The sequence below is a fragment of the Aquimarina hainanensis genome, from assembly GCF_042684685.1.
Classification (GTDB): Bacteria; Bacteroidota; Bacteroidia; order Flavobacteriales; family Flavobacteriaceae; genus Aquimarina; species Aquimarina hainanensis.
This window is the reverse complement of sequence record NZ_JBHULX010000039.1, coordinates 802,862-818,503: the sequence shown is the minus strand read 5'-3', so window position 1 is coordinate 818,503 and position 15,642 is coordinate 802,862. Positions and strand designations below refer to the sequence as shown.

At 33.9% G+C, this 15,642-nt stretch carries 16 protein-coding genes; 8 read left to right on the top strand and 8 right to left on the bottom strand.

The features are described from left to right. Window positions 1-17: 17 nt before the first annotated feature. Window positions 18-1,457: an SLC13 family permease gene (locus ACFSTE_RS19525; RefSeq protein ID WP_378255220.1), complete on the top strand. Its 1,440-nt coding sequence runs from the start codon at window positions 18-20 to the stop codon at window positions 1,455-1,457. Here ACFSTE_RS19525 and ACFSTE_RS19520 read toward each other — a convergent pair. After that, entirely contained in the window at window positions 1,454-2,170 is a 717-nt protein-coding gene (locus ACFSTE_RS19520; protein WP_378255218.1) for a hypothetical protein, read from the bottom strand. The genes ACFSTE_RS19525 and ACFSTE_RS19520 overlap by 4 nt on opposite strands. Window positions 2,171-2,248: 78 nt before the next feature. Further along, on the bottom strand, window positions 2,249-3,325 hold the full coding sequence (gene aroB / locus ACFSTE_RS19515; RefSeq protein ID WP_378255216.1) for a 3-dehydroquinate synthase: 1,077 nt from the start codon (window positions 3,323-3,325) through the stop codon (window positions 2,249-2,251). 175 nt (window positions 3,326-3,500) lie between these two features. Between aroB and ACFSTE_RS19510 the strand changes: the two genes are divergently transcribed. Genes ACFSTE_RS19510 through ACFSTE_RS19500 form a run of 3 tightly spaced genes read left to right on the top strand, consistent with a single transcriptional unit; the run spans window position 3,501 to window position 5,622 of the window. Then, window positions 3,501-4,673, top strand: coding sequence for a proline dehydrogenase family protein (locus ACFSTE_RS19510; RefSeq protein WP_176029996.1), 1,173 nt, complete (start codon window positions 3,501-3,503; stop codon window positions 4,671-4,673). Window positions 4,674-4,678: 5 nt separating this feature from the next. After that, entirely contained in the window at window positions 4,679-5,056 is a 378-nt protein-coding gene (locus tag ACFSTE_RS19505) for a VOC family protein (RefSeq protein WP_176029997.1), read from the top strand. Between the two features lie 5 nt (window positions 5,057-5,061). Continuing rightward, entirely contained in the window at window positions 5,062-5,622 is a 561-nt protein-coding gene (locus tag ACFSTE_RS19500) for a pentapeptide repeat-containing protein (RefSeq protein ID WP_378255213.1), read from the top strand. Between the two features lie 3 nt (window positions 5,623-5,625). Here the strand turns inward: ACFSTE_RS19500 and pdxR are convergent, their stop codons facing one another. Beyond that, on the bottom strand, window positions 5,626-7,110 hold the full coding sequence (gene pdxR / locus ACFSTE_RS19495) for a MocR-like pyridoxine biosynthesis transcription factor PdxR (protein ID WP_378255211.1): 1,485 nt from the start codon (window positions 7,108-7,110) through the stop codon (window positions 5,626-5,628). 85 nt (window positions 7,111-7,195) lie between these two features. On the opposite strand from pdxR, the gene ACFSTE_RS19490 reads away from it, so the two are divergent. Beyond that, a complete protein-coding gene (locus ACFSTE_RS19490; RefSeq protein WP_378255209.1) occupies window positions 7,196-7,855 on the top strand; it encodes a pyridoxamine 5'-phosphate oxidase family protein in 660 nt (219 codons plus the stop codon). A 17-nt stretch (window positions 7,856-7,872) separates the two neighbouring features. After that, complete coding sequence (locus tag ACFSTE_RS19485) at window positions 7,873-8,397, top strand: GNAT family N-acetyltransferase (RefSeq protein ID WP_378255207.1); 525 nt, start codon at window positions 7,873-7,875, stop codon at window positions 8,395-8,397. 123 nt (window positions 8,398-8,520) lie between these two features. Here the strand turns inward: ACFSTE_RS19485 and ACFSTE_RS19480 are convergent, their stop codons facing one another. The 5 genes from ACFSTE_RS19480 to porX all read right to left on the bottom strand — a co-directional run bounded on the left by ACFSTE_RS19480 (window position 8,521) and on the right by porX (window position 13,221). Next, window positions 8,521-8,895, bottom strand: a complete 375-nt coding sequence (locus ACFSTE_RS19480) for a hypothetical protein (RefSeq protein WP_378255205.1) — start codon at window positions 8,893-8,895, stop codon at window positions 8,521-8,523. A gap of 100 nt (window positions 8,896-8,995) precedes the next feature. Continuing rightward, the gene (locus ACFSTE_RS19475; protein WP_176030003.1) at window positions 8,996-10,198 is read right to left on the bottom strand and encodes an alanine dehydrogenase; all 1,203 of its coding nucleotides are present in this window, start codon (window positions 10,196-10,198) and stop codon (window positions 8,996-8,998) included. Window positions 10,199-10,315: 117 nt separating this feature from the next. Beyond that, window positions 10,316-10,825 (bottom strand): hypothetical protein, encoded by a 510-nt coding sequence (locus ACFSTE_RS19470; protein WP_176030004.1) that lies wholly within the window; start codon window positions 10,823-10,825, stop codon window positions 10,316-10,318. Window positions 10,826-11,185: 360 nt separating this feature from the next. Next, window positions 11,186-11,593: a tRNA (adenosine(37)-N6)-threonylcarbamoyltransferase complex ATPase subunit type 1 TsaE gene (gene tsaE / locus ACFSTE_RS19465; protein ID WP_176030005.1), complete on the bottom strand. Its 408-nt coding sequence runs from the start codon at window positions 11,591-11,593 to the stop codon at window positions 11,186-11,188. Window positions 11,594-11,670: 77 nt separating this feature from the next. Next, complete coding sequence (gene porX / locus ACFSTE_RS19460; protein WP_176030006.1) at window positions 11,671-13,221, bottom strand: T9SS response regulator signal transducer PorX; 1,551 nt, start codon at window positions 13,219-13,221, stop codon at window positions 11,671-11,673. A 136-nt stretch (window positions 13,222-13,357) separates the two neighbouring features. Here porX and ACFSTE_RS19455 point away from each other — a divergent pair, with 136 nt between their 5' ends. After that, window positions 13,358-14,587, top strand: a complete 1,230-nt coding sequence (locus ACFSTE_RS19455) for an HD domain-containing protein (protein WP_176030007.1) — start codon at window positions 13,358-13,360, stop codon at window positions 14,585-14,587. Window positions 14,588-14,611: 24 nt separating this feature from the next. Further along, the gene (gene lpxD / locus ACFSTE_RS19450; protein WP_176030008.1) at window positions 14,612-15,640 is read left to right on the top strand and encodes a UDP-3-O-(3-hydroxymyristoyl)glucosamine N-acyltransferase; all 1,029 of its coding nucleotides are present in this window, start codon (window positions 14,612-14,614) and stop codon (window positions 15,638-15,640) included. Window positions 15,641-15,642 lie beyond the last annotated feature (2 nt).

Genomic DNA, 15,642 nt, shown 5'->3' with positions numbered 1-15,642 from the left:
TTTCTTGATAAATCATTATGAAATATACAATTTATAAAAAAGCAGGATTGCTTTTAGGTCCTTTAGTATGCTTACTATTGATGTTACAACCGTATGAATTGGTTTCTCCACTTGCGGATAAGGTTCTATCTGTTGCTGCCTGGATGGTTATTTGGTGGATATCAGAAGCTGTTTCTATTTCTGTAACAGCTTTTTTGCCTTTAATACTATTCCCGTTATTAGGAATTTCTGATATAAAAGAGGTGGCACAGAGCTATGGTAGCCCTATTGTTTTTTTATTTTTTGGAGGATTTGTAATGGCGTTAGCATTGGAGAAGGTAAATCTACATAAAAGAATAGCATTGTTTATTATCCGGTTGACAGGGACAAGCCCTAATAAAATCATTTTGGGGTTTATGATTTCTACAGCTTTTATGAGTATGTGGATTAGTAATACTGCTAGTACAGTAGTAATGTTACCTATGGCATTATCCGTTATTCAATTACTGATTAATGATGAAGATGGTTTTACTAAGAATGACAGGAATTTTGCATTGAGTATTATGCTGGGGATTGCATTTTCTGCTAATGTAGGAGGTGTTGCAACCATTATTGGAACTCCTCCAAATTCTATTTTAGTTGGTTTTTTAGAAAATGAATATCAAATAGAAATTTCATTTATCAATTGGATGTTATTAGCATTGCCTTTTTCTGCGGTAATGATTAGTGTCGTTTATTTCGTTGTCGTAAAATGGATGTTTCCGAATCATTTAGATCATTTCGATGGATCGGCAAGTGTATTAAAGGAAGAAGCAGAAAAGTTAGGGAGAGTGAACCCTACAGAAAAAAAAGTGCTTTGGATTTTTTGTGTTGTCATTTCTTTATGGATTAGTCGAACAGGGATTAATGCTACTTTTCCAGGTTTACACCTTACTGATACCGGGATTAGTATGATTGGTGCATTGTGTTTATTTGTGATTCCTTTTGGTTTTTCTAAAGGAGAATTTGCACTTCAATGGAGGGATACAGAAAAATTACCTTGGGGAATTTTGATCTTATTCGGAGGAGGATTGGCATTAGCTAGTGGTTTATCAAAAGTTGGAATTATCCAGGATATTGCATCATTAATTTCTACATACACAGGAATTAGTAGCTTATTAGTAGTGTCGTTGCTTATTGTGGTTATGTTGTTTATGACTGAATTAATGAGCAATGTAGCATTGGTGGCTATTTTTGTACCTGTAGTAGCTGGAATTGCAGCAGGAATGGGAGAACCTATATTATACATGTTGATCCCGGTCACAATGGCTGCAAGTTGTGCGTTTATGTTACCAATGGCGACACCTCCGAATGCTATTGTATTTGCCAGTGGTTATGTTAAGGTATCAGAAATGGTTCGTGTAGGGTTTATCTTGAATGTAATATCAGTTACCTTATTGATTGTATTGTATAAATTTTATATCAGCTTGTTTTTCTAATCATTCCAGGCTTTGAGGTTACTGATGGGTATTCCAAAACCTAAAATTTTATGTATTGATGAAAAGTAAGCACCACTATCTGTATATGTCCAGTTTTCCCAGGTAGCTTCAATTCCTCCAATAGGTAGTATGGATGCCCACATTATAAAACTAGTCGGGAGGTATGCATCATTATATTTCCATAGATAAGAGTCTCCTGGGGTTAATCCCCCAGCAGTATAAGTAACAAGGAGTCCTTTGCTACCATTTTCTAAAGAAACTACTTTTCTGGTTGTGCCTTCATCAAATAATTTATGGGGAGCAACAATCCAAAAAGAGTCATTATAGAAATATGTTAATGCTTTTTGTAAGATTTCTTCTTTTATAAGTGAGGTGAAGGGAATGTTATTTTCAAAAACAGTACTTTTTTTCAGATTATTAAGATGTAGATTAACTTCATAGTCACCCCATCTTACATCTACAATATTCATTTTTTTGTTCCATAAATAATGGTGCTTGTTTAAGAAAGTCCATTGTATGTAATCTGTATTTAAGTACGCTGTATGATGTACAGCATCTTGTATTTTTATGGCAATAGTATCTGCTTCATTACCAGGAGTCCCTTCTGGGATTTTTTTATGCAAAGAAACATAAATAATACCAGCAGTTGCTAACAAAAGAACAAAAAGACTTCCTAAAAAATATGCGACAAGTTTGATAAGTCTTTTTTTCAATTGAGTATGGTTTAAGAGTTTATAGTTGCTCTTAAAATTATTCAAAATTGATTAAATAACCAATGTCACCAATGATAATTATGTTGTTATATTACCGTAGTATTCGAATGATTTTTGTATTAAATCATTGGGAACAGTACAGTTATAAGTGGCTTCTCCGATTTTGTTTAGCAATACAAAATAAATAGTGCCGTTTTCATTTTTCTTATCGTGAATTAATAAATTGATGATTTCTTGCTCATATTGCTTAGGGATTGATACTTTGGGAAAAGTTTGCAAGATAATTTCCGTGATTTCAGACAGTGCTTCCTTGGAGAGGTCTAACAGATGATGAGATAAAAAACCTTCCATGATCATACCTATAGCAATAGCCTCTCCATGCAATAATGTAGGAAGATCAGGGTGAGTTAAGTAAAAAGATTCTATCGCATGCCCTATTGTATGACCGTAGTTAAGGAATTTCCTTATATTTTGTTCTGTAGGATCTATGGTTACAATCTCATTTTTGATGATAACAGAATCGTAGATAAGGAGATCGAGATCTTCAGTAGTAAGTTTCGAGAGATCACTCATTTTTTTCCAATATGTTTGATCTTTGATCAGACCGTGTTTTAACATTTCGGCCAGACCACTTCTCATTTGTTCTGCGGGCAATGTTCCCAGATAGTTCGTGTCTACAAGTACCATTTCAGATTCACTGATGACCCCCACCATATTTTTAAGGTTCCCTAGGTCAACTCCTGTTTTTCCTCCTACAGAAGCATCTACCATAGATAATAGTGTAGTGGGGATATTGATGTAATTAATTCCTCTTTTGAAAGTACAGGCTACAAAACCACCTAGATCTGTAACAACACCTCCTCCAAGATTGATCAACAGACTTTTTCTATCAGCTCCAAGCTCAGAAAGTACATTCCATACCCCGCTACAGGTTTCAATCGTTTTATGGATTTCCCCTGCCTCAATTTCAATTACTTCAATGGAGTAGCTTTTTTCTATTTTACTCATAAAAGTAGGTAAGCAGTACTCATGGGTATTGCTGTCTACTAAAATAAAAATAGTAGAATGATTTGCTTTTTCCAGGTAGGAATTTAAGGCAGTATAACAGTCTTCATTAAAGTAGACAATAGAGTCTTTAGAAACTATAGGTTTCATAGATTGATATTAATTTTAAGAAGGTGTGAAAATAAATAGAATTTATAATAAAATAAACTTTCAAGTTCTATATTTGCAGATAATAATCCAAACATATGAAATTGTCATTTGTTTGGGTGTTTTTTTGATAAACACATAAAATTTTTAACCCTAGGAAGACAAAATTGTTATTTTGATGAAACAAGTAAAGATTTTTGATAATACGGAAACAGCTTTTGCATTAAAAAGCGATTCAGAATTAGAGAGAGCTTATTTTCTTTTTAAAATGATTTCTAATGAACCATTGGTACGCATAGGAACGGCGGTAACAAATTTTGCGTTAAAAGCACATTTACCTGTTCAAGGGTTAATCAGAGCGACCGTTTTTGATCACTTTTGTGGAGGTGTTAATGAATCAGATTGTATTCCCGTGGTGGATAAAATGTATGGAAAAGGAGTTAGTTCGGTATTGGATTATTCAGTAGAAGGAAAAGAAGAAGAAGCACAATTCGATAGCGCGTTGGAGAAAATTCTGGAAATTGTAGATTTTGCAGCTGATAAAAAAGCAATTCCTTTTGGAGTATTTAAACCGACTGGTTTTGGAAGATTCTTGGTTTGGCAGAAAATAACCGAAGGAGAAAAATTAACAGAAGAAGAACAACAGGAGTGGGAGCGTATTGAAGCGCGTTTTGATGCTGTTTGTAAAAGAGCATATGATGCAGATTTGCCATTGCTTATTGACGCAGAAGAAAGTTGGATGCAGGATGCGGCAGATGATTTGGTCGCTAAAATGATGAAAAAATACAATAAGGAAAAAGCAATTGTTTATAATACCTTGCAGTTATATCGTCATGATAGATTAGAGTACCTAAAACGATTGCATGAAGAAGCACGTGTATACGGATTCAAGATAGGGATGAAGATAGTTCGCGGTGCTTATATGGAAAAAGAAAATGAGCGAGCAAAAGAAAAAGGATATACTTCGCCAATCTGTGTAAATAAAGAAGCGACAGATGTTAACTTTGATACGACATTGCGTTATATTTTAGATAATATTGAAGATATCTCTGTGTTTATAGGGACTCATAATGAGCATAGCACGGTGTTGGCAATGAATATTATGGATGAAAAGGGAATTACTAAAAATGACCCTAATGTTTGGTTTGGTCAGTTGTATGGAATGAGTGATCATATCAGTTTTAATGTCGCGGCAGAAGGGTATAACATTGCTAAGTATTTGCCATTTGGTCCGGTAAGAGATGTGATGCCGTATTTGATAAGAAGGGCAGAAGAAAATACCTCTGTAGCTGGACAAACAAGTAGAGAGCTTGATCTTCTTTCCAGAGAAAAGAAAAGAAGAAAATTATAAGTTATATGAACCTGAATCAGGTAACAGTTCCATCTTTAAATGTAGAGCAATCAGTATCATTTTATAAAAAGCTGGGGCTGAAACTAATAGTAGAAGCATTGCCTAGATATGCTCGTTTTGAGTGTCTCGAAGGCGATGCTACTTTTTCCGTTCATTTGGTAGACTCTTTATTATCAGGAGAAGGAGTAATTGTTTATTTTGAAACAGAAAGACTGGATGAGGAGGTGAAAAGACTTATTGAAGCAGGGATATCCTTTGATGAGTTGCCAACAGATCAGTCTTATTTGTGGCGCGAAGCAAGACTCCGGGATCCGGATGGGAATCGGATTATTCTGTTTTACGGAGGCGTCAATAGAAAAAATCCTCCCTGGAGAATTAATTAAGAGGCATGTGTATAGATGAAACTTATAAAGGTGTTGATTTTTCTGTTCAGAAAATGAAGGGGACAGAATATGATGGATGTGTGTTTGATACCTGTATTTTTTCGTCACATAATTTTTCGAATATTTCATTTTTAGACTGCACCTTTGAGAATTGCAATTTTACACAAGTGGTGATGAAAAAGATAGCACTTAAGGAGGTGATTTTTCAGAATTGCAAGTTAGTAGGAGTTGATTTCTCTGAGGTAGATGACTTGTTGTTCTCTGTGATATTTAAAAATTCTACTTTGGAATATAGTACCTTTGTTTATAGAAAATTAAGGCATACAGTTTTTGATAATTGTAATCTCATGGAGGCAGATTTTTCTAATGCAGATCTCACATCTTCGGTATTTAAGAAATCTAATTTGGAAAATGCGGTTTTCTCGGAAACAGTTTTAGATAAAGTAGATTTTAGGGAAGCGTATAATTATCAGGTTAATCCTCAGAATAATTCTCTGAAAAAAGCAATATTTTCAAATCAAAACTTACAAGGGTTACTCTATCCATATGATTTAATCATAGAATAATAATTATAGTGTAGTAGCCGCAAGAATTGCTTCGTGTAATCGGTCGATAATAATCGGAATCTCTATTTCATTAAAAGAGGCAAAGCCCAGGCGAATACTATTGTGACCTGAATTGATCATATCATATCTTTTCCAGTCACTTATGTATAATTTTCTTTTTTTGGCTTCAACAGAAATAGGTTCCCAATTGTATTTTTTATCCAGGTTTACCCAAATCGCCATTCCTCCATTAGGAATATCAAAAGATAAATAGTCACTCAGCTTATCTTTTAAGAGTTTACAGAATAAATCCCTTCTTTGTTTGTAGATTTTTATTACCTTATTACAGTGACGTTGTACATCGCCAACCTTAATCATGGTAGCTAAGGTTTCTTCTAAGAGAGTGTCTCCTTGTCTATCGATGATTCGTCTTAATTTGGCAGCTTCGAGAATAAAATCTTTGGGAGCGACCAAATATCCTATTCGCATAGCAGGAGCTATTATTTTTGAAAAAGCTCCGATATAGATTACATTTCCATGATAATCATTACTGGCTAATGGAAGTATAGGAGAATTCTCATAATGAAAGTCATAATCATAATCATCCTCTATAATTGCAAAGCAATATTTTTCTGCTAATAGCAATAAATGCATCCTTCTTTCTGCAGAGAGGGTAACGGTAGTAGGATGATGGTGATGAGAAGTTACATAGACAGCATCTACTTGTTTTTTCTTACAAATCATCTCTAATTGCTGAGTGTTCAGCCCGTTTTGATCAACTTTTATGCGTTCAATTTTTCCATTGGAATATTCGAAAGTGTTATCTGCGGTACTGTAATTTGTTGCTCCGACAACAATTGTTTTTCCTTGCTGTAGCAGAAGTTGGCTAGAGAGATAAAGCCCCATTTGACTTCCTCTGGTAATTAAAATATTGTCAATTGTAATATCAAGCCCTCTACTTTGATTTAAATAAGTGACTAAGGTTTTTCGCAATTCTTTATTTCCATAGATAGAACTGTACCCCAGTAGTTTTTTATGGTATTCCTTTTTACTGATATTTCTATATGTTTTTGCAATCTCATCGATTGGAGCTAATCGATTGTCGGGAACACCATCACCAATCAAATAAAAGTCATTTTCGAGAGAAAGATCTGTATCATCAATGTACGTATTGTGAAAAAAATCAAAACCAGAAAGTTGTTTTTTACTTTTAGCATCGAACGAAGAATTTAAGTTTACAGGAGAAATAATAGGAAGCTCGCTATTGATAAAAGTTCCTTTGGATGGAATGCTAACAATCCAGCCTTGAGCAATTAATTCATCAAAAGCAGCTACCATTGTTTTTCTATGAATCCCCAAAATATCAGCCAATCTTCTGGAGCCGGGGAGTTTGGTGGAAGGAGGGAGTTTGCCAGCTCTAATGAATGAAATGATTTGATCACATAATTGTAGATAGATGGGTCTGTTGTTTTTGCGATCGATGGTGATACTATTTTTATATGGAAACATAACCGGACTATTATAAAATTAAAAACTGGGGTAATATAAGAGTCCACAAAGCTATTATTTTTGTAATGAATTTAAAAATAAAACTATGTGCAATCATTCAGTTTCAGCATTAAATAAAGTCGTAAGAGGGTCCAAGAGAGCAACATATGAGAAGGATACAGTGTATCAAATTTTGGATGATACCTTTATGTGTAATATTGGATATGTATGGGAGAACAATGCAATTGTTATTCCTACTGCCTATGGAAGGGATAAGGATATTATATATATTCATGGTTCTTTAAAAAACAGGATGATGAGAGGTATTTTGGAAACGGGAAAAGTATGTCTGTCCATAACACATTTAGATGGTTTGGTATTAGCGCGTTCTGCATTTCATCATTCTGCGAATTACAGATCGGTAAATGTTTTTGGATCAGTTAGAGAAGTTCAGGATGCTGATGAAAAAATGAAAGCATTAGAATGTATAATGAACCATATGGTTGCAGGGCATTGGGAGAGTGTACGAAAACCTAATAAAAAAGAATTCGATGCTACCTTGGTGATTGCAGTAACAATAGATACAGCTTCTGCTAAAATAAGAGCCGAAGGAGTGATTGATGAAAAATCGGATATGAATTCTGATTATTGGGCAGGGGTTGTTCCGATAAAACAAGTTGCCGGGAGACCGGAATCAGATGAAAAACTGGCCAAAGGAATAGTAATTCCTGATTCTGTATTGACATATGTAGCGAATAATAGATAATATAAATCATAAGTGAGGTGGTATTAGAAATAAGAAGAGCGACGCATGAAGACGTGAGTAATATTTGTGAGTTCGGAAGAAGAACGTTTGATATAGCATATAGAAAATTGTTTAAAAAAGAAGCGATTCTGGATGATTATTTAAAAACGGCATTTTCTAAAGAAAAAATAACTAAGAGTGTAGCAAAAGAAGAAAATAACTATTGGGTAGTATATATAGAAAATCAGCTTATTTCATATGCCAAGGTAAAAACAGCATCTCCTTCAGTGTTTATTGATGAAAAAACAGGAGTAGGTAAACTGCAAAGAATATATGTGTCACCGGATAGTATAGCTCAGGGGATAGGAGGAAAGCTACATCAATTTATATTGGATGAGCTCCAGCAGGAAGGACTTACAAATGTGTGGTTGTCAGTACTAAAAATAAACACGAAAGCAATTCGGTTTTATAAAAAATATCAATACCGGATAATTGGAGAGCATCTTTTTACTATTGGAGATGAAGTATTTGATTTTTGGGTGATGTGTAAAAAAATACCATGATTTAATCGATATTCGAAATTTACATACTTTAGAACTTACCCCGCCAATGCTTTGAGGTGTTGTGGTAAGGGAAGCATGTTTTATGACTCCCTGAAGGAAGCTGCTTTCAGGGATTTTTTTATATTATTTTATAGGAGTTATATGTTGTATAGTGGCGGTAGAATCACAATTCTGAACAAGCATCTCAATCTCTTTTTCGTTGATGGAACCTTCTATATAATATGTTTTGCAAGAGTCTAGTTTGGTATTGCTTTTGGAAAAATTCACATTACCATCGTTCAATAAAACAGAAATATCAGCAGTATCGATTTCCTTAGCCTGTATTTTAGATAAAACACTTGGGGAAAATGCCCTTTCTTTTATTCTTATGTTTTTTAGAACACGGGCATTCGGTCCATATGCACAAGAAGTTTTCTTTCCTCCAAGAAAAAAGAATAACAAAATAATACCGATTGCAAATCCTCCTAAATAATATCCAATTCTATGTAGTAACTTCATGGTAACTGCTTGTATAGCGATTGGCGCAAAAGTAATAAAAAGCAGTAGTTTTTATAAGTTTATTTTTAGAATTAAATTCAGGAATTGATCAAACTAGTTTTTAGATGATTAATAAGTTGATATCTCTGTAAGATAAATCAAACCAGTCTGCAACAGATTTGTTCGTTAAAATTCCTCTGTAAAAATAAAGACCACTTTTGAGACCTTTGTCGAAACGTACGGCATTTTCTACTCCTCCTTCTTCTCCTATTTGTAATAAATAAGGGGTGAAAATATTACTGATAGAGGCAGATGAAGTTTTGGCATACCGGGCAGGAATATTAGGTACACAATAATGGATAACACCGTGTTTTTCAAAAGTAGGATTGTCGTGGGTTGTAACTTCACTGGTTTCAAAGCACCCACCCATATCAATGCTAACATCAATAACAATCGCTTTTGTTTTCATTTTTTCTATCATCTCCTCAGAAACAATAATAGGCGATCGGTTTTTTCCTCGAACAGCACCAATAACTACATCACATCTTCGCAATGCTTTGATGAGATTTTTAGGTTGAATAGTCGAGGTGTATAAGGGTCTTCCCAGATTGGTTTGTAAGCATCTCAATTTTGTAATAGAATTATCAAAAACCTTGACATTTGCTCCTAATCCAATAGCGGATCTTGCAGCAAACTCACCAACAGTTCCTGCTCCGATAATCACTACTTCTGCAGGAGGAACTCCGCTGATATTACCCATCATAAGACCTAATCCTCCTCTGCTGGCACTACTCATTAACTCAGAAGCGATCAGTACAGCAGCTGTTCCTGCTATTTCACTGAGAGCTCTCACTGCCGGATATGCACCATCACTATCTCTGATAAACTCAAAACCTAATGCTGTGATGCGTTTTTTGGTAAGTGCCTGAAAGAAACTTTTGGATTGTGTTTTTAATTGTAAAGCTGAAATAAGTACCGTTTGTGGATTGATTAATTCCAGTTCTTCCAGAGAAGGAGGTTCAACTTTTAGAAGAATGGGACATCCGAAAACCTTTTTTCTGTCATTTGTGATCTCTGCTCCGGCTTCACTGTATTCTCTATCAGAAAAACTAGCGCCAATACCTGCATTGGTTTCCAGAAGTACTCGATGACCATGACTAGTAAGTGCGGCAACAGCATCTGGTGTCAGACATACACGTTTTTCTTGATAATGTGTCTCTCTAGGAATACCTATAAAGAGCTTGCCTTTTTGTTTAGCTACTTCAATCATCTCTTCCTGAGGAAGTAGTTGTTCTTTGGTGAAGGGAGAACTCGGTTTGTTCATTAGTCTAAAATTGAATATTCCAAATTACGAATAAAAAAGGTTAGAAACCAAATAGAAAATTCTATTTGGTTTTATGAAAGTAGTATTTTGTACGAGTAATTTATCGATTTTCGGGGTTTAGTTTTTATTGCGTTGCCACCATTTACTCTTATCAATATAATTCAGTTCTGTCAGGTCAATATTGTGTATTTTATCAAATATCTTGACTCTGATAGTATATGTTACGCATAATATAAAGACAAGACAGGGGAGCAGATAGTATATTTCGTCTGTTTTATTGAGTTCCAAATCATCAGTAATAATTGATATGATCTGAAAAGAATACAAGATGATTGGAATGAGGATGACTTTGTGCCACCAGTGTTTACAAGTGAAATACCAGAGTGTGAGAAGAATTAAAGGAATGAATTTACCCATTAAGACCCAAATAAAAACATGAACGCTTTCATAATATTTACTTTGATAAGTAAAAAAAGAAGTCTCCCAAATTTTTCCTTCAGGAAAAATATCGCTTATATAGAATAGAAACGGAATAAATGCTATAATAATAGCAATGGTACTACTTGTGTCTAGGTACTTTGATTTTGCTTTTTTCGATGAATTGTGATTGGTTGATTGAGTTGTCATTTTGATGGATTGGGGTTGTTGTGCTAGAAATAAGTTGTTTTGATGATATTACATTGATCAAATTTATACTCATTATGAAATACAAGCCCTTAATGATGATTAAATTGTTCATAGTATTAAATTATTTAATGTAATTAGTGTGAAAAAGAAATACACAAATATGAAATTTGAATATTCCGGGGGTACATCAATAATGTATCTGTTAATAGGTTTTTTATGCCTATTCGTTGTTTAGGTGTTTTTTAAAGTAAATGTTTTTTACTTGTAAAAAGACACGAATAAAAATAGTGTTTAATTTTTATATTAAAAAAAGTTTTTATGTTAAATTTTTTAATGATAAAGATGAATTCATATAAAAAATTAGAAAATAATAGCTCTTTTTTGATTTGGTAAGGTGTTGATTTGTATTGATCTAGTGTTTTGAGGAAGTAAGTTTTTTATTTTGTCGGGCCATTCGATAAATATCCAGCTATCGGTGTTTAAATATTCTTCAAACCCGATATCGTAGGCTTCTTCTTCATCATTGATTCGGTAAAAATCAAAGTGATAAATAACAGAATCTGTTCCCTCGTATTCATTGACTAATGAGTACGTAGGGCTGGTGATGGGCGAAGAAACACCAAGCTGTTTGCAGATTTCTTTAATGAGGGTGGTTTTTCCTACACCCATTTCTGCGGTAAATAAAAGTACTTTAGAATCACTGTCTTGAATGATTTTAGACGCTATATCAGAAATTTCTTCTATCGTATACTCTAGTGGTGCTTTCATTTAGTAGTAAAATTGCTGTTTCAATTCAATTAAGAAGGAGATAATCCTTCTTAATTGATTTTTATACAATAATAGTATTATCTAGGTTTTAGTACAATAAATGGGATAATCATTTCTTCTAAAGAAACGCCTCCATGCTGGTAGGTGTTTCTGTAATAACTAACATAATGATTGTAGTTATTAGGATAAGCGAAGAAATAGTCTCCTTTTGCAAAAATAAAAGAACTACTCATATTGATAGAAGGAAGATGTATTTTTTTTGGGTTTGTAGCAGATAAGACTTCTTTCTCCTCGTATGTCAGGCTTTTTCCGGTTTTGTATCTGAGATTAAGACTGGTGTTTTTATCTCCTATTACTTTGGATGGGTTTTTTACATTGATTGTTCCGTGATCGGTAGTGATTAATAGTTTAAAACCTAATTGCTGTGCCTGTTGTATCATTTCTAATAAAGGAGAGTTTTTGAACCAGCTTAGTGTAAGGGATCTATAGGATTTGTCATTAGAAGCCAGTTCTTTTATAACTTCCATTTCTGTTTTGCTATGAGATAACATATCTACGAAATTATATACAATAACAGTCAGGTCGTTGTCTTTTAATCCTTTGAAATTAGAAGCTAGTGTTTTTCCAGAACGCTCATTGGTAATCTTGTAATATTCATGTTTGATGTTTACCCCTAATCGTTGTAGTTGTGCAGTAAGGAATTCATTTTCGTTCATGTTTTTTCCTCCTTCATCAATGTCATTAAGCCATAAATCCGGATGTCTTTTTTCCATCTCAGAAGGCATTAAACCAGAAAAAATTGAATTACGTGCATATTGAGTAGCGGTAGGGAGAATACTATAATAAGAAGTTTCTTCTTCTTTCTTGTAATAATTATTTACTACAGGTTCGAAAGCTTTCCATTGATCATATCTCAGGTTGTCAATTACTACTAAGATGGTAGGTTGCTCTTTGGAGATTTCAGGAATAACCTTTTTTCTGAAGAGTGTGTGCGACATTATAGGAGCATCTTCCGAATTGTTAAACCAATCCTCATAATTTTTTTGAACAAACTTAAAGAATTGAGAATTAGCTTCTACTTTTTGAGATTCAAGAATCTCAAACATTCCGGAATCCTCAATATCCTCTAATTGCAATTCCCAGTAAAGTAGTTTCTGGTATAAATCTGACCATTCTTCAAAACTATTAACCATCGCGAGGTCCATTGCTATTTTTCTAAACTCCTGTTGGTAATTAGCCGTAGTTTTTTCAGAAACAAGACGAGAGTGGTCCAGGTTCTTTTTTAAACTCAATAGAATTTGATTAGGATTCACAGGTTTAATTAGATAATCAGCAATCTTACTACCAATGGCTTCTTCCATTATATACTCTTCTTCACTCTTGGTAATCATTACGACAGGAAGACTTTCATTTTTTTCTTTTATTTCAGAAAGTGTTTCAATACCTGATAACCCCGGCATATTCTCATCTAAAAAAACGATATCAAAATTGTTATTGTCCAAAATCTCGATGGCTTCGGTTCCACTTTGACATTTGGTAACTGTGTAATTCTTTTTTTCTAAAAAAAGGATGTGTGGTTTTAACAAGTCGATTTCGTCGTCTACCCAGAGAATTTTTATTGCGTTCATGTAGGATTTATGTTTGTCGATTAATGATTTTTGTGCGTTAAAATAAATTTAATGCCTAATCATATTCATATTTTGTATCTAAATGTGTTATATGAATGGCATATATGTATATTTGTTTTGTAAAAGTAAAGTAAACTTGAAAAAAAGAAATAAACTAAAAATATTTAACGATCCAATTTACGGTTTTATTACAATACCAAGCGAACTAATTTTTGATCTGTTAGAACATAAATATTTTCAGCGACTTAGGAGGATTAGTCAGATGGGATTGTCCTATCTGGTCTATCCGGGAGCACATCACACCAGATTTCACCACGCCCTGGGGTGTATGAATTTAATGCAGAAGTCAGTCAATGCTTTGCGGTTTAAAGGCGTTCTTATTTCCGAAGAAGAAGAGGAAGCCTTGTATATTGCCATTCTATTACATGATATAGGTCATGGTCCGTTTTCACATGCTATGGAACACAGTATCGTAGAAGAAATTAATCATGAGTCTATATCACTCATGTTTATGGAGGCAATAAATAAAGAGTTTACAGGCAAGCTGACTCTTGCTATTCAAATATTTAAAGGAGAGTATCACCGTAATTTTCTGCACCAGTTAATTTCAGGGCAATTGGATATGGATCGATTGGATTATCTGAAAAGAGATAGTTTTTATACGGGAGTTGCAGAGGGAAATATCAATAGCGAACGTTTGATTACAATGCTTACTGTAGTAAATGATGAATTGGTAGTAGAGGAGAAAGGAGTGTATTCTGTAGAACAATTTTTATTAGCCAGAAGACTCATGTATTGGCAGGTCTATCTGCATAAAACAGGTTTAGTAGCCGAAAATATTCTGATCAGAGTGCTAAAAAGAGCCAAAGAGCTAACGGAATCTGGAATGGAGTTACAAGCAAGTCCTGCGTTAGCGTTCTTTCTGAAAAACAAAATTACCAAAGAAAATTTTTTAGAAGACGAATTAGATACTTTTTCAAAACTGGATGATTACGATATTATTTCGGCAATGAAGGAGTGGAGTGTATGTGATGATTTTGTTTTAAGCAATTTATCCAGAATGATTATAGAGCGGGATTTATTGAAAATAAAGATCAAAAAGAAACCCTTTGAAAAGAATAAGTTAGCCAAGCACATCAAAAAAATAACGAAAGATTATGAAATTTCTGAAGAAGAAGCTCGTTATTTTGTCTTTTCAGGTAGTATTTCTAACCAAGCCTACCATCAAAATAAACAAAACATAAATATCTTGTATAAAAATAGAAAAATAGCTGATATAGTGGGTGCTACAGATCAATTCAATTTAAAAGCATTATCAAAACCTGTTACAAAGCATTTTATCTGTTACCCAAAACAAAAAGATTAATACATTTTTTATACTTTTGCTAGAATGATTTTTACAGCCACACAAATTGCGGGTATTCTTAATGGAGATATCGAAGGAGATGAAACTGTCGAGGTATCTAAATTGGCCAAAATAGAAGAAGGAACAGAAGGAACTTTGACTTTTTTGTCTAATCCTAAGTACACGCAATATATTTATTCTACAAATGCGTCTATTACGATAGTGGATAGAACATTTAAAAAAGAGTCCGAGATACAAACTACCCTTATTAGAGTGGATGACGCTTATAAGGCATTTTCTCAATTATTAGAATACTATAATATGGTGAAAATGAATAAAAAAGGGATAGAACAACCCTGCTTTATTTCAGAAAGTGCCAAATATGGAGAAGAAATCTATCTGGGAGCTTTTTCATATATAGGAGAAAATGTTACCATAGGAGAAAATGCAAAAATATTCCCTAACGTTTACGTAGGAGATAATGTAACGATAGGAGATAATGTTATCGTATTTGCAGGAGCGAAGATTTATTCTGAATCTATAATAGGTAATAATTGTGTTATTCACAGTGGTGCTATTGTAGGAGCGGATGGATTTGGTTTTACCCCCAATGAAAAAGGAGAATACAGTAAGGTTCCACAAACAGGAAACGTTATTATAGAAGATAATGTAGATGTAGGAGCTGGAACAACCATAGATAGAGCTACATTAGGATCTACTATTATACGTAGAGGAGTTAAATTGGATAATCAGATTCAAATAGCCCATAATGTAGAGATTGGAGAACACACAGCTATTGCCGCTCAAACCGGTATTGCAGGATCAACCAAAATAGGAAAACATTGTCTGATCGGTGGGCAAGTAGGAATAGCAGGACACCTGACAATAGGAAATAAAGTAAGAATTCAAGCGCAGTCTGGAATTGGGAGAAATATAAAAGATGACGAAGCGATTCAAGGGTCACCAGCGTTAGGATATTCTGATTACAATAAATCATACGTACATTTTAAAAATTTACCTAAGATAGTAGATAGGTTATACGAAATAGAAAAGAAGATTAATATAAAAGAATAACG